Annotated in this window: 16 protein-coding genes, 1 tRNA gene, 2 rRNA genes, 1 other RNA gene and 1 other annotated feature; of the genes, 5 read left to right on the forward strand and 15 right to left on the reverse strand. The window is 40.9% G+C overall.

Features of this window, described 5'->3' with window-relative positions:
* The 8 genes from BMX30_RS22435 to tadA form a co-directional block, all read right to left on the reverse strand.
* Positions 1-70: ribosomal RNA gene (locus tag BMX30_RS22435) — 16S ribosomal RNA — on the reverse strand; the annotation flags it as partial.
* A gap of 288 nt (positions 71-358) precedes the next feature.
* On the reverse strand, positions 359-622 hold the full coding sequence (locus tag BMX30_RS22440) for a pro-sigmaK processing inhibitor BofA family protein (RefSeq protein WP_090750511.1): 264 nt from the start codon (positions 620-622) through the stop codon (positions 359-361).
* Between the two features lie 71 nt (positions 623-693).
* On the reverse strand, positions 694-915 hold the full coding sequence (locus BMX30_RS22445; RefSeq protein WP_090750514.1) for a YaaL family protein: 222 nt from the start codon (positions 913-915) through the stop codon (positions 694-696).
* Positions 916-937: 22 nt separating this feature from the next.
* Positions 938-1,534 carry a recombination mediator RecR gene (gene recR / locus BMX30_RS22450; protein WP_090750516.1) on the reverse strand — a complete coding sequence of 199 codons (597 nt, stop codon included), beginning with the start codon at positions 1,532-1,534 and terminating at the stop codon, positions 938-940.
* A 14-nt stretch (positions 1,535-1,548) separates the two neighbouring features.
* A complete protein-coding gene (locus BMX30_RS22455; RefSeq protein WP_244532697.1) occupies positions 1,549-1,869 on the reverse strand; it encodes a YbaB/EbfC family nucleoid-associated protein in 321 nt (106 codons plus the stop codon).
* Between the two features lie 16 nt (positions 1,870-1,885).
* Positions 1,886-3,571 (reverse strand): DNA polymerase III subunit gamma/tau, encoded by a 1,686-nt coding sequence (gene dnaX / locus BMX30_RS22460; RefSeq protein ID WP_090750520.1) that lies wholly within the window; start codon positions 3,569-3,571, stop codon positions 1,886-1,888.
* Positions 3,572-3,736: 165 nt separating this feature from the next.
* Positions 3,737-4,001: signal recognition particle sRNA large type (gene ffs, locus BMX30_RS22465), an RNA gene on the reverse strand.
* An 82-nt stretch (positions 4,002-4,083) separates the two neighbouring features.
* The gene (tadA, locus tag BMX30_RS22470; protein ID WP_090750522.1) at positions 4,084-4,581 is read right to left on the reverse strand and encodes a tRNA adenosine(34) deaminase TadA; all 498 of its coding nucleotides are present in this window, start codon (positions 4,579-4,581) and stop codon (positions 4,084-4,086) included.
* Between the two features lie 92 nt (positions 4,582-4,673).
* On the opposite strand from tadA, the gene BMX30_RS22475 reads away from it, so the two are divergent.
* The 4 genes from BMX30_RS22475 (at position 4,674) to BMX30_RS22490 (ending at position 8,095) form a co-directional block, all read left to right on the forward strand.
* Positions 4,674-5,216, forward strand: a complete 543-nt coding sequence (locus BMX30_RS22475) for a cysteine hydrolase family protein (protein ID WP_090750542.1) — start codon at positions 4,674-4,676, stop codon at positions 5,214-5,216.
* A 62-nt stretch (positions 5,217-5,278) separates the two neighbouring features.
* Positions 5,279-6,571, forward strand: coding sequence for a glycoside hydrolase family 18 protein (locus BMX30_RS22480; protein WP_090750524.1), 1,293 nt, complete (start codon positions 5,279-5,281; stop codon positions 6,569-6,571).
* Positions 6,572-6,788: 217 nt separating this feature from the next.
* Positions 6,789-7,430, forward strand: coding sequence for a deoxynucleoside kinase (locus BMX30_RS22485; protein ID WP_090750526.1), 642 nt, complete (start codon positions 6,789-6,791; stop codon positions 7,428-7,430).
* On the forward strand, positions 7,427-8,095 hold the full coding sequence (locus BMX30_RS22490) for a deoxynucleoside kinase (RefSeq protein WP_090750528.1): 669 nt from the start codon (positions 7,427-7,429) through the stop codon (positions 8,093-8,095). Before BMX30_RS22485 ends, BMX30_RS22490 begins: the two co-directional genes overlap by 4 nt.
* Positions 8,096-8,580: 485 nt before the next feature.
* Here BMX30_RS22490 and BMX30_RS22495 read toward each other — a convergent pair.
* From BMX30_RS22495 to guaB, 6 genes are all read right to left on the reverse strand, one after another.
* Positions 8,581-8,673, reverse strand: a tRNA-Ser gene (locus BMX30_RS22495).
* 93 nt (positions 8,674-8,766) lie between these two features.
* The gene (gene serS / locus BMX30_RS22500; RefSeq protein ID WP_090750530.1) at positions 8,767-10,050 is read right to left on the reverse strand and encodes a serine--tRNA ligase; all 1,284 of its coding nucleotides are present in this window, start codon (positions 10,048-10,050) and stop codon (positions 8,767-8,769) included.
* Between the two features lie 219 nt (positions 10,051-10,269).
* Positions 10,270-10,492, reverse strand: a binding site (T-box leader).
* A gap of 57 nt (positions 10,493-10,549) precedes the next feature.
* A complete protein-coding gene (gene pdxT / locus BMX30_RS22505) occupies positions 10,550-11,140 on the reverse strand; it encodes a pyridoxal 5'-phosphate synthase glutaminase subunit PdxT (protein WP_090750532.1) in 591 nt (196 codons plus the stop codon).
* An 8-nt stretch (positions 11,141-11,148) separates the two neighbouring features.
* Positions 11,149-12,030 (reverse strand): pyridoxal 5'-phosphate synthase lyase subunit PdxS, encoded by an 882-nt coding sequence (gene pdxS, locus BMX30_RS22510; protein WP_090750534.1) that lies wholly within the window; start codon positions 12,028-12,030, stop codon positions 11,149-11,151.
* Between the two features lie 258 nt (positions 12,031-12,288).
* Positions 12,289-13,617, reverse strand: coding sequence for a D-alanyl-D-alanine carboxypeptidase family protein (locus BMX30_RS22515; RefSeq protein WP_090750536.1), 1,329 nt, complete (start codon positions 13,615-13,617; stop codon positions 12,289-12,291).
* Positions 13,618-13,785: 168 nt separating this feature from the next.
* Positions 13,786-15,252, reverse strand: coding sequence for an IMP dehydrogenase (gene guaB / locus BMX30_RS22520; RefSeq protein ID WP_090750538.1), 1,467 nt, complete (start codon positions 15,250-15,252; stop codon positions 13,786-13,788).
* A gap of 116 nt (positions 15,253-15,368) precedes the next feature.
* Here guaB and BMX30_RS22525 point away from each other — a divergent pair, with 116 nt between their 5' ends.
* Entirely contained in the window at positions 15,369-16,322 is a 954-nt protein-coding gene (locus BMX30_RS22525) for a YaaC family protein (RefSeq protein WP_090750540.1), read from the forward strand.
* A 1,101-nt stretch (positions 16,323-17,423) separates the two neighbouring features.
* Here the strand turns inward: BMX30_RS22525 and rrf are convergent.
* Positions 17,424-17,539: ribosomal RNA gene (rrf, locus tag BMX30_RS22530) — 5S ribosomal RNA — on the reverse strand.
* Between the last annotated feature and the right edge of the window lie 187 nt (positions 17,540-17,726).

Consider the following 17,726-nt stretch of genomic DNA (forward strand, 5'->3'; position numbering starts at 1 on the left):
TCCGCTCGACTTGCATGTATTAGGCACGCCGCCAGCGTTCGTCCTGAGCCAGGATCAAACTCTCCAATAAAGAGTGATTAGCTCATAAAATAAAACGTTGGCTCATGTTCTTCCATAATAGAAGACATGATAAAAAATTGTTTGTTGACGCTTGTTTGTTTAGTTTTCAAAGAGCAATTTTTTCGTTGTCACCGAAGCGACTTAACAACTATAACATGTTGTTTATATTGTGTCAACAACATTTTTCATCTCAAATCACTGTGTCATCAGCGACTCGTATAATACTATCAGCACATAACCATAACGTCAATACAAAATTTAAAAAAACTACCGAAGATATGGTAGTTTTTTTAAAACCTTATATAATCCAAGTTTCAATCGCGATTAATGCTGCTACACCAGGAAGACCTAAAAGGCCAGATACGCTTGCGGTAACAAGGTTTATTGGAACATAAATTCCTAAGCTCGTCCCAAACTCATTGAGGAAAAATAAGAATAAGGCTCCGATAAGTATCTTAACAACCCCTTGGCCAATGAAGCGTAAGGGCTTTACCGGAGCACCTATAAATAACATGATTAAAATTAAACCACTAAAGATAGAAATGACAACAATCGGATCCATTTCTAGGCCTCCTCTTAAGACTTGTACTAAATTTTATGAACAAGCCTTAAAAAAAAGAACCTTGATAATGATTATTTATCTTTTAATGAGACTTTTCTTTCCTTCGCCTCTTTAAAAAGAAAAAAGTATTTTGCTTCCGCGAGTTTTGCTTCTGCAATAAACTCCCTTGGAACATCAAAACTTCTTTCTACAAGAGACCTCTTATTGCCCCATTCTTGTTTTAGTTGATTGAGTTGATTGATCAACTTCTTATCATGCTCTTTCCTTAGTCGTCCAGTTCTACTAAACAACATGACAAGCCCCTCCTACACGCACTTATACTTCTCTTCGACCTTCTAATGCTTTTGAGAGTGTTACCTCATCTGCATACTCTAAGTCTCCGCCTACCGGGAGTCCATGGGCAATTCTCGTGACTCTGATACCCGATGGTTTTAAGAGACGCGATATATACATTGCTGTAGCTTCGCCCTCAATATTAGGATTCGTTGCTAAAATGACCTCTTCAACCGTTTCATCCTGAAGTCTTTTTAATAGATCTGGGATATTGATGTCTTCAGGACCAATTCCATCCATTGGTGAAATGGATCCATGCAGGACATGATATAAACCACTGAATTCCTTCATTTTTTCCATTGCAATTACATCTTTCGGATCCTGAACTACACAAATAACCTTTCGATCTCGCCGCTGATCCTCACAAATATAGCAAGGGTCCTGATCGGTAATATGCCCACATACGGTACAATAGCTTAGATTGCGTTTTGCATTGACTAATGCCTTAGCAAAATCGAGAACAGTGTCTTCCTTCATACTTAAAATAAAAAAAGCCAGACGAGCAGCCGTTTTCGGGCCGATACCTGGCAATTTCATAAAGCTGTCAATCAGCTTTGATATTGGTTCAGGATAATGCATTCTATTTTTTCCTCCTAGAACATCCCCGGAAGGTTCATCCCTTTTGTGAATTGTCCCATAGTTGAATTCGTTAGCTCTTCAGCCTTTTTCAACGCGTCGTTCGTAGCTGCTAACACTAAGTCTTGTAGCATATCAATATCATCCGGATCAACGACTTCTTGTTTAATTTGCACATCTACGATTTCCTTATGCCCTGTCACGATAACAGTAACCATTCCACCGCCAGCCGAGCCTTCGATTCTTTTTTCACCTAGCTCTTCTTGAGCTTGAGCCATTTTCTTTTGCATTTTTTGCATTTGTTTCATCATATTTTGCATATTTCCCGCTCCACGCATATTGTTCATTCCTCCATTAGTCTTGTATTTGAATAAGTTCTTCCCCAAACAATTTTTTCGCTTCTGAAATCAGTGGATCCTCTTCAGTTTCAGAAGTACCTTCAGCTGTACCATGTTGCTGTGTACTAATAAACTTTTCCCTTATGTTTGTCCATTGCTCTTCAGGTACTCCAACGACCTGCAATTGCTTACCTACTAGGTCAAAGAGAACAGATCCCATTGTTTGGATAAACCTTTGATTCTCCATTGCCATCTGGCAGTGAATTTCATATTTAAATTTTATCACTAAAGCTTCGTTAGATGAAGCTACAGGCTCGGCATCATTTAATAAAGCTGCTTGGGAACGCATTTGACGCCCGACAAGCATCTCCCGCATTTCACCCCAACGGCTTTTTATTGCATTTAAATCTTGTTTTGTTGCCGCTTTTAATACTTCGTTGATTTTTCCAGCTGGTGCTTGGAATCCTTTTCGATTCACCCGCTGCGGCTTTTTCTGCTCCGTTTGTTCACTTGCTGTTGATGCAGCAGGTGGATTCTGCTCAAACTGAGCAAGCTTCTCTTCAAGCTGCTCTAATCTCTTTAATAACGGCTCGACGTCAGAGGGGATACCTTGAGGCGTTTCCAGCTGACAAAGCTTTACAATCGCTACTTCTAAAAATACTCTAGGGTGATTGGTCCAGCGCATCTCTTGTTGCGCTTTGTTCAGCCCGTCGATGATATCATAAATTTCCCTTGCATCCACTTCTTTAGCCAACTGAACGAAATCCTCGTCTAAGAGGACTCTTTCAAGCGACTCTTCTAAAGAAGGGGCAGCTTTATATAGGAGCATATCCCGATAAAAATAAATAAAGTCCTCAATGAATCTCGCAGGGTCCTTTCCTTGAAAAAGCAATTCCTCAAGTGCCTCTAATCCCATTGCTGCATTTTTCTCATTCACGGCTCTTGCAAGCTGATTTAAAAAAGACTGAGAAACGGATCCAGTGACAGTCAGTGCATCTTCAACCGTTACACGATCATGACTGAAGGAAATTGCCTGATCGAGCAGACTGAGTGCATCTCGCATTCCACCTTCTGCGGCTCGAGCAATGACCTGTAAAGCGGTCTCGTCACAATCAAGCCCTGTCTCCTCAATTATCCATCTCATCCTACCGACAATTGCCTTTGCGGTAATCCGTTTAAAATCAAATCGTTGCGTTCTTGAAATGATGGTGAGTGGGATTTTATGAGGTTCAGTCGTGGCGAGAATAAAGATAACATGACGCGGTGGCTCTTCGAGTGTTTTTAACAACGCATTAAAAGCCCCAATCGAAAGCATATGGACCTCATCGACAATATATACCTTATACTTAACTGAATTAGGTGCATATTTTACCTTATCACGAATGTCTCGAATTTCCTCAACACCATTGTTGGAGGCAGCATCAATTTCAATGACATCAGAAATTGAACCATCGGTAATCCCTTGACAGGATGAGCACTCATTACACGGTTCGCTGACTGGTGCCTTCTCACAGTTCACAGCTTTTGCTAAAATTTTTGCAGCACTTGTTTTCCCTGTCCCACGCGGGCCTGAAAAGAGGTAAGCATGTGAAATTTTATCTTGAAGCAGAGCATTTTGTAGTGTCGTTGTGACATGTTCCTGGCCCACTACATCAAAAAACTGTTGTGGTCTCCAGACACGATATAACGCTTGATAAGCCAATGACACCGCTCCCTTCCATGTATATTATCTTACCTATTATAACGTATCTAAAGAAACAAAACTATCTGCGAACAAAGAAACTTCCTTAGACTTTTATCACAATTTCATTTATATAAAATAAAAACCCATCTCGACTAAGAGATGGGTTGATTCGTTTATGTACAGCCGTGCACCTTCCTTCGACTGACGACCATAAGCGTTACTTAAGCAGTAAGCTCGGCCCAGGCAACCCTGCGGCACATGGGAGCGTCCACTTAATGCTGCTTCCTTCCGGACCTGACATAGTTCATGGATTCCCATTGCGCAGGACCCGGGCGTCAACACCACTTACTTAAGGCAGACCCTACAGTCAATCAGCCTCAGGAAGGGATTCATCCCCGCTAGAGCGGATTGCGGGTACAGGGCACCGCTACCTCCCCGACTAGCACGGCAAAATGTTGCGTCGTTTGTGACGCATAATTAGTATACTAACTTCACAGTAAAAAAGCAATGGATAACCTAATGTCAATTATTTACTCCCCTAGATTTCGTTGATGCTTCTCCTGTTTCTTCCGCTCTCTAAGCTCTCGAAAGAATTGCGAAAGGAGCGAACCACACTCCACATCAAGAACACCAGCAACTACTTCACTCTGATGATTGAAACGATCATCCTGAAGCAAATTCATAAATGTTCCAGCACAACCACCTTTCGGGTCAGCCGCTCCATATACAACTCGTTTGATTCTCGATAACATAATTGCCCCTGCACACATTGGACAAGGCTCCAGCGTCACAAACAACTCTGCTCCTTCGAGCCTCCATGTCCCTAACTGTTTGCATGCATCATGAATTGCAAGTACTTCGGCGTGGGCAATCGAGCTTTGTTCTGTTTCACGTAGATTATGGGCACGTGCAATAATTTTCCCATCTAAAACAATGACAGCCCCTATTGGTACTTCACCAGCATCTCCAGCCTTTTTCGCCTCAGCAATTGCTGCTTGCATATAAAACACATCTTGAGCTATTTCCATCAATAATCCTCATTTCTCAAAGTGACAATGTTTAATATCCCTCTCCCGAACAGAAAATATGGAGAAGGAGCTGATATAGATTGAATAATGAAATGAAACCTGCATTACTCATTATCGATATGATTAATAATTTTGATTTTACACATGGTGAGATTCTCTCTAAAAAAGCTTCGAGAATCACTGCTCCAATTTTAAAGCTTAAACAGAACTTCTATCAAAAAAACTGGCCTGTAATCTATGTTAATGATCATTATAATTTATGGAGAGCAGATATAGAAAAAATCATCAGATTTTGTACAAATGAAAGAAGTAATTGGCTTTTGAATAATATAGCACCAAGTGATAACGACTATTTTTTAATTAAACCAAAACACTCTGCCTTTTATGGTACGGCCTTAACAACTCTCCTGCAACAACTAAAGGTGAATACCCTCGTATTGACGGGAATTGCCGGCAATATTTGTGTTTTGTTTACGGCTAATGATGCCTATATGAGGGAGTATTCTTTGTTTATACCGGAGGATTGCATTGCTTCCAATGACGATAACGACAATCAATACGCATTAACAATGATGCACGAAGTGTTAAAAGCGAATACGAGTACAGTAGATAATTTTTTAACCATTCATACATAGGCCAACCTTGATCCCTCATATGATGTTTGTAGCGTTTAACCCGCTATATAGGAGGGAAGATCATGCAAATTCATGTAATTCAACCTGGAGATTCGCTTACGACGATTGCTCGAACATACGGTTCATCGGTTACAGATATCGTCGAAGCAAATGAAATCCCAAACCCGAATAATCTAGTTGTTGGTCAAACAGTAGTCATACCTATCATAGGTAGTTTTTATTGGGTCCAACAGGGGGATAGTTTATATTCCATTGCAAGGAGATTTAATATAAATTATCAAGAATTGGCGCGCATCAACGGAATTCCTGTCGATCGCCCCCTTCAGGTTGGTTTTAGACTCTATATACCGCAAAGGCCAAAAGTTCCAACTGAAACAAACGCGTATGTTGAACCACGCGGAAACACCGTTGCACCTGCACTAGAAACGGCCGCACGGGAGGCAGCGCCCTATTTAACTTACCTAGCACCATTTAGTTATCAAGCCTTACGAGATGGATCTTTAAAAGAGCCTTTACTAAATAATTTCCCAGCAATTGCCGAAGCTAATAATAATACGCTTATGATGGTGATAACCAATCAAGAAAATGACCAATTTAATGATGAGCTAGGGCGCATCATTTTAAATGATATGGAGATTCAAAATCGATTCTTAGATAATATTGTTGCAACGGCTCGACGGGTAGGCTTCCGTGATATCCATTTTGATTTTGAATATCTAAGGCCTGCCGATCGTGAGGCCTATAATAATTTCTTGAGAAAGGCAAAGAATCGCTTCCAGCAAGAAGGTTGGTTAATTTCCACTGCACTAGCTCCTAAAACGAGTGCCGAGCAGGAAGGTGCATGGTATGAAGCACATGACTATCGTGCCCATGGAGAAATTGTCGACTTTGTCGTGATTATGACCTATGAATGGGGTTATAGCGGCGGACCCGCCATGGCTGTTTCACCGATTGGTCCAGTCCGCGAAGTTTTAGAATATGCAGCTTCAGAAATGCATTCTAATAAAATTATGATGGGTCAAAATTTATATGGGTATGATTGGACTCTTCCATTTGTCCAAGGAAGTATTGCAAAAGCAGTTAGCCCACAGCAGGCTATTCAGCTAGCGGCCACAAATAATGTTCCAATTCAGTATGATACAAAGGCACAGGCCCCATTTTTCTACTATACAGATGCCGAAGGCAAACGTCACGAAGTCTGGTTCGAGGATGCTCGGTCAATCCAAGCGAAGTTTGATTTAATTAAGGAATTGAATTTAAGGGGCATTAGCTATTGGAAATTAGGATTGAGTTTCCCACAGAACTGGCTTTTAATAACAGAGAACTTTAATGTTGTTAAACAAAATCAAGGATAAGTTTTGAAAACAGCACACGCTTCGGCGTTGCTGTCTTTTTTTATTTTGTATTTTTTTACTTTGTTGATTACGGAGGAAAACAGCTTTTTGTTTGCTCTCATCCAAATATTCCATGCCCTTTACTGGTGATAATATGGTAAAATAAATTTTGTGTTTTTTTTATTAACCGTTAACTAGATTATTATATAGATGACCGGATAGAGAAGGAGGACAAACTGTGGGGGAAACACCTTTTATCACGGTTGAAGGGCCGATAGGCGTTGGCAAAACATCATTAGCAAAAGCTATTTCTGAAAAATTTCAATACACTCTATTAAAGGAAATTGTCGATGAGAATCCCTTTTTGGGGAAATTTTATGACAATATCGAGGAATGGAGTTTCCAAACGGAAATGTTCTTCCTGTGCAACCGTTATAAGCAATTAGGGGATATTAATAAAAATTACATCAGTCAGAATCAGCCTGTTGTTGCAGATTATCATGTTTTCAAAAATTTAATCTTTGCTCAGCGAACATTAAATCAAGCAGAGTATGATAAATACTATAAAATCTATAATATCCTGACAAAAGATACACCTACTCCAAATGTCATTATTTACTTACACGCAAGCCTTGATACGTTATTAGAACGAATCGAAATGCGCGGTCGTGAAGTAGAACGCAACATTAGTGCAGCCTACCTGCAACAACTGTCCCTTGATTATGAAGAGGCGATGAATCGTTTTGAAGTCGAGTATCCACATATCCCTGTCTTACGTTTTAATGGCGATCAATTCGATTTTGTTAAAAATGAAACAGACCTACAAACCATCATCACCGAGCTTTCAGCATCGTTAACTAAAAGGAGCGTACAACAATGAATTTACGTATGAAATATGATATTCCTCATAATGCCGTCATTACCATCGCGGGAACAGTCGGAGTTGGGAAGTCGACGATGACAAACGCTTTGGCTGATGCCCTGCAATTTAGAACCTCCTTTGAAAAAGTGGATACAAATCCATATTTGGATAAATTCTATGCTGACTTTGACCGCTGGAGTTTTCACCTTCAAGTATATTTCCTTGCTGAACGCTTTAAAGAGCAAAAACGGATTTTTGAATATGGCGGTGGATTTATTCAGGATCGTTCCATCTATGAAGATACCGGGATTTTTGCAAAGATGCATTATGAAAAAGGAACAATGTCCCCAGTTGATTATGAAACCTATAAAAGCTTGTTTGATGCCATGGTCATGACCCCCTATTTCCCACACCCTGACTTGCTGATTTATCTAGAGGGTAGCATTGAGGATATCTTAGAACGCATTCGCTTGCGTGGACGACCAATGGAACAACAAACACCAATTGCTTATTGGCAAGAAATGCACGAACGCTATGAAAATTGGATCAACAGCTTTAACTCTTGTCCGGTCCTCCGCTTAAATATCAAGGATTATGATATTATGGCTGACCAAACATCCGTTGAACCGATTATTGAACGAATTGGATCATTTATTCATCAAACACAATTGTTAAAAAAATAACCTAAGGACCAGTCAAATTGACTGGTCTTTTATTATTTTAGCTGTTTAAACTAGTCTGTTGATTTCCGCTCCAGGCACTTCGCTTTCCGCGGGCAGTCCGGGAGCCTCCTCGTCGCTCCGCTCCTGTGGGGTCTCCCTTGGCCTTGCACTCCCGCAGGACACTGATTGGCTTCCTCGAATATGCCCACGCACGAGAAAATGCGTATTTCATTTTCGAGGAGTCTGCGTGCCTTCCGCTCCAATCAACAGATTTTCTTAAATTTGTTTCTGGGCTTATCTGAAGTCAAACCCCTTTTGTCTACAAACTGCCGGAAGTAAATTTGACTGTTTGCAACAGTTTGCTATAATAAAAACTTTTCTAATCTGATCAATCTCTAAACGTTATATTAACAAAAAGAACGTAAAAAAACCTGCTACGGTTAGGTAACAGGTTTCTTCGAATATGAATCTCCAATATTTATGCGCAAATATTAAATTCAATAAAATGGAGGAGGAAAGGGGATTCGAACCCCTGCGCGGTATGACCCGCCTGTCGGTTTTCAAGACCGATCCCTTCAGCCGGACTTGGGTATTCCTCCGTATCGACATAAAATAATTTATCACATTGTATAACTAGTGTCAATAGAATTAACAAAAAAATCTTGGGCGGAATTTTCCGCCCAGAATGAAGCTTAATTTTGTGGCTTGATGACTTCAACATTTCTCATATAAGGTCGTAATGCTTCAGGAATAACAACACTTCCATCTTCCTGCTGGTAATTTTCAAGGATAGCAGCAACCGTGCGGCCGACCGCAAGGCCTGAACCATTTAATGTGTGAACATGCTCTGGCTTCCCTTTTGCTTCACGGCGGAAACGGATATTTGCCCGTCTTGCCTGGAAGGCTTCAAAATTACTACAAGAAGAAATTTCACGATACGTTCCATAGCTTGGAATCCATACTTCAATATCATATTTTTTTGCTGCCGTGAAGCCGAGGTCAGCGGTACACATACTTAGCACGCGGTACGGTAGCCCTAATAGCTGAAGGACCTTCTCCGCATTGTTTGTCAATGCCTCCAACTCAGCATAAGAGTCTTCAGGTCGAACAAATTTTACAAGCTCAACCTTGTTAAATTGGTGTTGGCGAATTAATCCCCGTGTATCACGACCTGCAGAGCCTGCTTCAGAACGGAAGTTAGCACTGTACGCCACATACTTCATAGGAAGCTGGTCATTGGTTAAGATTTCATCACGATGAAGATTCGTAACCGGAACCTCTGAAGTTGGGATCAAGAAATAATCAGTATCTGCAACTTTGAATGCATCTTCTTCAAACTTCGGTAATTGGCCGGTACCAGTCATGCTTGCACGGTTCACCATATAAGGTGGAAGTACTTCCTGATAACCATGTTCATCCGCATGTAGGTCCATCATAAAACTAATTAACGCACGCTCCAAACGGGCACCTAATCCTTTATAAAAAGCAAAACGGCTTCCCGTCACCTTTCCTGCGCGTTCAAAATCGATGATTTTTAGGTGATCAGCGATATCCCAGTGCGGCTTCGGCTCATAAGCAAACTCAGGGAGTTCTCCCCATGTGCGGACCTCAACATTATCATCTTCTGTTTCACCAACAGGAACACTTTCATGAGGAATGTTCGGAATGCTCATTAGGAGATTATCTAGTTCCTCTTCAACCCCTCTTAATTCCTCATCAATCGTTTTAATCTTTTCTCCAACTTCACGCATTTCTATGATCAGCTGGTCAGCATCCTTTTTTTCCTTTTTTAGAACAGCAATTTGTTGAGATACCTCATTACGTTTACCTTTGAGTGTTTCTGTTTCGATTAGCAACTCTCTACGTCTAACATCTAGTTCTTCGAATTTACCGAAGTCGGTTAAATCCTCGCCGCGATGTTGTAGCTTTTGTTTTACCTCTTCAAAATTGGCTCTTAAATACTTTACATCAAGCATGTTTAATATCCTCCTTTTTTAGCTCTTTAAATATGTATGTTGATTTCCGCTCCAGTCGCTGCTTTCCGCATCCTCAAATCTACCCACGCACGAGAAAATGCGTACTTCATTTTCGAGGAGTCAAGCGCCTTCCGCTCCAATCAACGTTTAAAAAACAGAGCCTTTTCTTTATTAATTTGGCGAAACGCTAAAAAAACACAAAAAACTCCCGTCCCCTGGAAAAGGGACGAGAGTTTACCCGCGTTGCCACCCTGATTGAAAGCAAATAACACTTTCCTCTTAAAAAGATAACGGTCTTTTGCCGAAAGCATTTACTTGCGCAAAACGCGCGTTCCATGCTTTGCTCGAGGATGGATTCACTAGACTCACCCACCGGTTTTCAGCAACCACCGGCTCTCTACAGAAATGAAGTCAAGTTACTAGTTCCTGTCACTGCTTTGTTCATTATCAGGATTTATTATTTCAAATTTACTATAATTATGACCAGCTTGCAACTCTATTATACAGTCGTTTTTTCCTTCGTCTCAGCAACCATTTTCACAAAGAATTGTGTGAGACGATGGTCTTCCGTTAATTCTGGATGGAAGGAGCAGCCCAAGAACTGTCCTTCACGAGCAGCGACAATTCGCCCATTGTGCTTGGCTAACACCTCAACGTTTTCTCCGGCCTCAACAATATGAGGTGCTCGAATAAACACTGCTGAAAAGTCCTCAGCCACTCCGTTAATATCAAGGTCTGCCTCAAAGCTCTCGCGCTGACGTCCAAATGAGTTACGCTCCACTCTTACATCCATAACCCCAATATGCGGTTCTTCGTAACCAACAACCTCTTTAGCCAATAAGATTAGACCAGCACATGTACCGAATATTGGTTTGCCTTCAGTAGCAAACTGTTTTAATTCAGGCATGAAGTGATACTTATCGATTAGTTTTCTCATGGTTGTGCTCTCACCACCAGGAATGATGAGCCCGTCCATTTCTTTTAACTCCTCAGGCCACTTAATAACATAGGCCTCAGCACCACTAGCTTCAACAGCACGAACATGCTCCCTTACTGCTCCTTGTAAGCCTAGTACACCAACCTTAACCATAGTAACTCCTACCACCCACGGTCCTGCATACGAGCTTCAGGAGCTAGGGAGGAAATCTCAATTCCTTTCATAGCTGACCCAAGGCCTTTAGACAGTGAAGCAATCAATTCATAATCCTGATAGTGAGTTGTTGCTTCCACAATTGCACGAGCAAATTTAGCTGGATTTTCTGATTTGAAAATACCAGAACCTACAAATACGCCGTCTGCACCTAACTGCATCATCAATGCAGCATCTGCAGGGGTTGCAACGCCGCCGGCTGCAAAGTTAACCACCGGAAGACGTCCAAGACGCTTGATTTCCATTAGTACTTCGAAAGGGGCTCCGAGAAGCTTAGCTTCTGTCATAATCTCAGCATCGTCCATTGTGATCAATTTACGAACCTGTGCATTGACTTGACGCATATGACGAACGGCTTCAACGATATTCCCTGTACCAGGCTCTCCCTTTGTACGAAGCATTGCTGCTCCCTCACCAATACGTCTTGCTGCCTCTCCAAGGTCACGGCAACCGCACACAAATGGAACTGTATATTCACTCTTTAGAAGGTGATACTCTTCATCAGCAGGTGTTAATACTTCACTTTCATCAATGTAATCCACACCCATTGCTTCAAGAATTCTTGCTTCGACAATATGGCCAATTCTTGCCTTCGCCATAACTGGAATTGAAACAGCTGCCATTACTTCCTCCATAATGGTTGGATCAGCCATTCTCGCTACTCCACCAGCAGCACGGATATCGGAAGGAACTCGTTCCAGTGCCATAACAGCTACTGCGCCTGCCTCCTCAGCAATTTTAGCCTGCTCTGCATTGATTACATCCATGATGACGCCGCCCTTTTGCATTTCGGCCATTCCTCGTTTTACGCGATCTGTACCTGTTTTCATTCTTCTTTTCCTCCAGTTTCTATAGCAATTTTCATTTACCTTCTTATTTTAGAGGAAAAAACCCATAATATAAATCGGATTTAGAAATTTCCCTTAATTGAAATAAAACAACAAAAAAGGCCTCCTGTCAACAGGAAACCAGTTAATTAAGTCGAGGTAGACGAAATAGTCTGTCTACCTATTTTTACTTTTGGGGATTACGGTAAAGCATAGCGTCAATTAAAGCGAAGTGCCAGCAGCAGAAATCAACAGCCTATTTTAGAATAATCCTTTAACAGTAGAGGCAACCGTACTAAACAAGTCACCAAAGAACCCACCAATTCCTCTCATCGATAAAACAAACCAATTTGCCTTTTCGACACTTTCGGCAGCTGTTACAGGAATTTGAATCTGCTTATGACCATCTTGCGTTAAGAAACGAATATCTTCTCCATTTTCATGTTCAACTGTTACATAACCAATGGTTTCGCCCTTTTCAATTGGAGCAGTTAGTTCGCCATCTTCATTCAGTTTCTCTTTATCAAGAACAAGCTTAGGCTTATAGGCCTCTTTCTCACCATTTTTGATTGTTAATGCAAGTTCTTCCTCTGTTTGAATCTGGACTTGGTCTTCTTTTCCTTTAGTAACCGGTACAGTTTCTTTCCCTTTAATCTGATAGTTTTCATCGAAAAGCTGTTCTTTTTTAAAGTTACTAAAAGCGTAATTCATGATTTTTGCTGTTTCGGAGAAACGAATATCCCTCGTTTCAGCCTTCATTACTACCGAAATAAATCTCTGGTCTCCTCTTTTAGCCGTAGCCGTAAAGCCATATCCTGCAAAGTTTGTTGAGCCAGTCTTTAAGCCATCAATCCCTGGGTACTCATGAATTAACGTAGGCAACATGAAGTTGAAATTATCGTACGTCTTTCCATCTCTAAAAGGTAACCTTGGTTGGCTAGCTGTATCTAGTACTTCCGGATAATCGGTCAATAGTCGATAAGCAAGTCGCGCAGTTGCTCGAGCGGACATCACATTTTCCTCATCTGGTGCTCCAGCAGGATGATTTCCTAATAATGAACTATTATTAAGTCCTGAAGAATTTACAAACTTATAATCTTGAAGATTAAGTTCCTCGGCCTTTGCATTCATCAATTCAACAAAGTTCTTCTCTGTTCCTCCAATGAGCTCGGCAAGTGCAACGGTCGCTGCATTTCCAGAATGAATTGCCATTGCCTGATACAGCTCTTCCACTGTGTAATCCTCACCTTGAGTCAAGCCTACGTTGGATAGCCCAGGGGCCGCTGATAAGCGATGAACATATTCATTGATTCTTACCGGTTGATCCCAAGTAATCTTTCCATCATGAATGGCTTCAAGCACAAGATACTCGGTCATCATTTTAGCCATGGAAGCAACTCCAAGGACAACATCAGCATTTTTCTCATATAAAATCTTGCCTGTATCTGCATCTAAGAGTATGGCCGCCTCAGCACTTAAGCCAAGCTCATCCTCCGCTGCGTTTACATTTTGTACAAAACCTGAAAGTAACGTGGTCAAACTTAAAAGAAACACGACAACAAAAATGGATAACTGTTTGTAACGATTCAAAGCAAATTTCCCTCCAGCTCATTTAAATAAATCTATTGGTATGTTACTAGATTGACCCCTTTAAAAACACACCCGTTTAGTTTACCATAAAAAAAATCAAAAAAACAGACAGAGTAACACTGCCTGTTTGCAAAAAAATAATCAAGATTATTCTCTAGGAATATAGACTCAGCTTGTGGAATAGTTAGGTGCTTCCTTGGTAATCTGAACATCATGTGGATGGCTTTCCCTTAACCCTGCACCAGTCATTTTGATGAACTGACTGTTCTCTCTCAGCTCATGAAGATTAGCCGCTCCACAGTAACCCATACCTGACTTTAAACCACCAATCAGCTGATAAATCGTATCAGCAAGTGGACCTTTATAGGCTACCCTACCTTCAATCCCTTCCGGAACAAACTTTTTATTCTCTTCCTGGAAATAACGGTCTTTAGACCCTTTCTCCATTGCACTAACGGATCCCATTCCTCGATACACCTTAAACCGTCTTCCCTGAAATATCTCTGTGTCGCCAGGACTCTCGGATGTGCCTGCGAGCATGCTTCCGAGCATAACAGCGTGTCCACCAGAAGCTAGAGCCTTTACGATATCACCAGAGAATTTAATTCCACCATCAGCAATAATGGTTTTACCATGTTTCCTAGCTTCTGTAGCACAATCATATACAGCTGTTATTTGTGGCACACCAACCCCAGCCACTACTCTTGTCGTACAGATTGAACCAGGTCCAATACCGACCTTAACAATATCTGCCCCTGCTTCAATCAAATCCCTCGTTCCTTCAGCCGTTGCGACATTCCCGGCAATGATAGCAAGGTTTGGATAGACTTGGCGAATATGCTTCACTGTCTCAAGCACACCTTTAGAATGCCCATGGGCTGTATCGACGACAATAGCATCTACGTTGGCTTTTACAAGCCTCTCAACCCTTATCATTGTATCTGCCGTAACGCCTACAGCTGCACCAACTAGGAGGCGCCCCTGTTCATCCTTTGAGGAATTAGGAAATTCAATGACCTTTTCGATATCCTTTATCGTAATAAGCCCTTTTAAGATTCCGTCTTCATTTACGAGTGGGAGTTTTTCAATTTTATATCGTTGGAGGATCTTTTCAGCTTCTTGTAACGTTGTACCCACAGGAGCCGTTACCAAATTCTCCTTCGTCATAACATCATAAATAGAAATTGAGTAATCTTGAATGAAGCGCAAGTCTCGGTTCGTTAAAATTCCAACCAATTTTCGTTCGTCCACATTGTTCACAATCGGAACACCAGAAATGCGATACTTCCCCATTAAATGTTCTGCGTCAAATACCTGGTGCTCTGGGGTTAAATAGAAAGGATCTGTGATAACACCACTTTCAGACCTTTTTACCTTATCTACCTGTTCAGCCTGCTGTTCTACTGACATGTTCTTATGGATAATTCCTAAACCACCCTGCCTTGCCATACTTATGGCCATTTCAGCTTCCGTTACCGTGTCCATGCCAGCACTTATAATAGGAATATTTAGCTTGATTTTCTCAGTCATACTGACATCAAGCTTTACATCCTTTGGTAAAACCTCTGACTTCGCAGGTACAAGTAGAACATCATCAAATGTTAATCCTTCTTTTAAAAACTTGCTTTCCCACATCGTAAATAAACCCCCTTTAGAACAAAATATTATTAGTAGGTTATCAATTGGACAAAATACTGTCAAGGAAGATTGTGGATGTTTGATTTTTCTGATAATACTTGGAGGTTTTATTTGTGGCTTTTCAATACAAAGGCTGGACTAGCTTTTCATTATACTATTCGGCTGACTACTCCCGTGATTTTTTGAAAAAATGTTATCAGCGGCTACATTTAGATAACGCTGACCAAAAAAGTTTTGAAAATTGCTATCCATTTATATACTATCTTGAGCATGGGAAAATCTATTATCAGCAAGCAGCGGTTTCCCCCATTCATATCCAACCGATTCTCCTTTTTTATGGATTGGTTCACCTAGTTAAGGCGTGCATTTTAACGGTTAACCCTAATTACCCTGAAACAACCTCTGTTCTTGCCCATGGCTTAACCACTCGTAAGCGAAAGAAACAACAATATTCATTTATGGACGATGAGGTTAAATTACAGAAGCATGGACTGTTTCCATTAATGGCAGAGAAATTGTTTCACATGAAACAATTGGAAGGTGAAAAAATCAAAATGGGGGAGATTCTCCAGTTTATCCCGGAATTATCCTTTCATTTTTCGAAGTTAACTGGGAGGCCAACCTTTTTAAAAATTGATGAACAAAACGGGGATTTCTTTCTCTCTAAAAACATTTTAGATATCTATCATATGACAGATAATCGTTTTAAGGACTATTTGGGGAATAAAGCCGTGATGCCACTAAACTTTCAAGAGCAAAGTGAAAATCACCTTGTGTTTAAAATGGACCATGCTGAAGCTATTGAACCGACTCCATTGAAATATAATTATGCCGACAGCCATTTTTCCCTTCCATTAAACAGAGGAGAATTATACATGATGCCTGAGTTGATGCTTCACTATTTACTTCTCTATAACCTAGGGATGATTGCTCGTTATGAGATTGACTGGTGGAGCGAATTAATAAAAATGATGCCGAATGAAGATTATCCCTTTATCGAGTCCTTTCTTGGCACTACATTACAAAAAGGACCATATCTAATTTATCGGTATTTGGAGGGGAAGTAGTGAATGAGCAATAAGGTGGTTGGCTCACATGAATGACTTTATCCTTCTCTAGGCAGTATAGTGCTTTATCCAACCATAGAGTGATTTTAGATTAAACCTAAATATTCGGGAACGCTGGGATTTGTCATTATTAAAATCACTATTGGTTCCATTACCAAAGATAACAGGTGATATACTGCTAGTACTTGAATTAAATTATGCTGATTTCGAGTGGGGGAACAGAAAAAAATGCTTGGCGATAGATACTCCAAGCATTTTTATCCCCAGATAAGCACCAGTTAGCGATTTCCAGATCTTCAAGAATGGCCTTCAAGTAAGCCACTAGTTAAGGGGAGAAATTCCTCTTATTATGAAAAAAACAAGAAACATGGAGTAAATAGAGGGAAAGATTCCCCCTATTTACTCCAAAACCACGAAAATGAACCAGTTTGCTTTGCCTTAACGGGAAAAACTCCCCTTATTTCCTCCGAACCTAGCCCTATTCTAAAGATTAACGGTAAAAACTCCCCTTATTTAAACAGTCAGAGGTCTCAATTAAAGATAAGAAGGAAGATTTGCTTCATTCTTCTGCCTCTCAGACAGGCATCTCCCCATTTGTAGCACACCAATTAGCAAGCGAATTTTCATGCCAACGAAAACTTATGACACCATGATAAAGGGGGTTCGAAATTCAGGGGGATAAGCCATTTATTTTATTAAACCCTAAATATATTAATTAAGAAAGAAGATGTCTAATTCAGTTGCGAACAGGATTGATAATTGGTGTGTTAATTTAGTTTTTGTATTCGAAATTCGAACCTATTACTCTTAATCAGCTGTCCTTTCACTTTGCCTGCAACTTCCTACTCTCAAAGGGGGTACATCGGCGTCTAAGCTTAACTTCCATGTTCGGCTTGGGACTGCCATGATCGGTGGATCTCTTCGTCAGCTTCAGGCTTTCCAGTCCTCACGTACATCGTACGTTCCGGGCTTCAATCCTTCACCTCCGACCTCCTTGGTCCTGACAACCCTCTGGTTTCTGCACTTCACTCAGGGTATTCTAGGAATTTATCCTGACGGACACAACAAAAAAACAACCAAAACTTTGGTTGTTTTTAAAGTGCCTGGCAACGTCCTACTCTCACAGGGGGAAACCCCCAACTACCATCGGCGCTGAGAAGCTTAACTTCCGTGTTCGGCATGGGAACGGGTGTGACCTTCTCGCTATCGCCACCAGACTATTAAATTAGGGATAATTATTTTGCTGTCGCAAAAAATTTTGTTCCCTCAAAACTAGATAATGTAATCAGAAGGTAAAGTCATTCATATCAATTCTTAACTTTATAAGGTTAAGTCCTCGATCGATTAGTATCAGTCAGCTCCACACGTTACCGCGCTTCCACCTCTGACCTATCAACCTGATCA

It is taken from the genome of Mesobacillus persicus, assembly GCF_900109925.1.
Lineage (GTDB): Bacteria > Bacillota > Bacilli > Bacillales > Cytobacillaceae > Mesobacillus_B > Mesobacillus_B persicus.

Coding starts and splice junctions, on each gene's coding strand:
- BMX30_RS22475 (WP_090750542.1), top strand. CDS start 4,674: ATGAAACCTGCATTACTCATTATCGATATGATTAATAATTTTGATTTT.
- serS (WP_090750530.1), bottom strand. CDS start 10,050: ATGCTTGATGTAAAGTATTTAAGAGCCAATTTTGAAGAGGTAAAACAA.
- BMX30_RS22440 (WP_090750511.1), bottom strand. CDS start 622: ATGGATCCGATTGTTGTCATTTCTATCTTTAGTGGTTTAATTTTAATC.
- BMX30_RS22445 (WP_090750514.1), bottom strand. CDS start 915: ATGTTGTTTAGTAGAACTGGACGACTAAGGAAAGAGCATGATAAGAAG.
- BMX30_RS22490 (WP_090750528.1), top strand. CDS start 7,427: ATGAATTTACGTATGAAATATGATATTCCTCATAATGCCGTCATTACC.
- pdxT (WP_090750532.1), bottom strand. CDS start 11,140: ATGGTTAAGGTTGGTGTACTAGGCTTACAAGGAGCAGTAAGGGAGCAT.
- BMX30_RS22455 (WP_244532697.1), bottom strand. CDS start 1,869: ATGCGTGGAGCGGGAAATATGCAAAATATGATGAAACAAATGCAAAAA.
- guaB (WP_090750538.1), bottom strand. CDS start 15,252: ATGTGGGAAAGCAAGTTTTTAAAAGAAGGATTAACATTTGATGATGTT.
- tadA (WP_090750522.1), bottom strand. CDS start 4,581: ATGGAAATAGCTCAAGATGTGTTTTATATGCAAGCAGCAATTGCTGAG.
- BMX30_RS22480 (WP_090750524.1), top strand. CDS start 5,279: ATGCAAATTCATGTAATTCAACCTGGAGATTCGCTTACGACGATTGCT.
- pdxS (WP_090750534.1), bottom strand. CDS start 12,030: ATGAAAACAGGTACAGATCGCGTAAAACGAGGAATGGCCGAAATGCAA.
- recR (WP_090750516.1), bottom strand. CDS start 1,534: ATGCATTATCCTGAACCAATATCAAAGCTGATTGACAGCTTTATGAAA.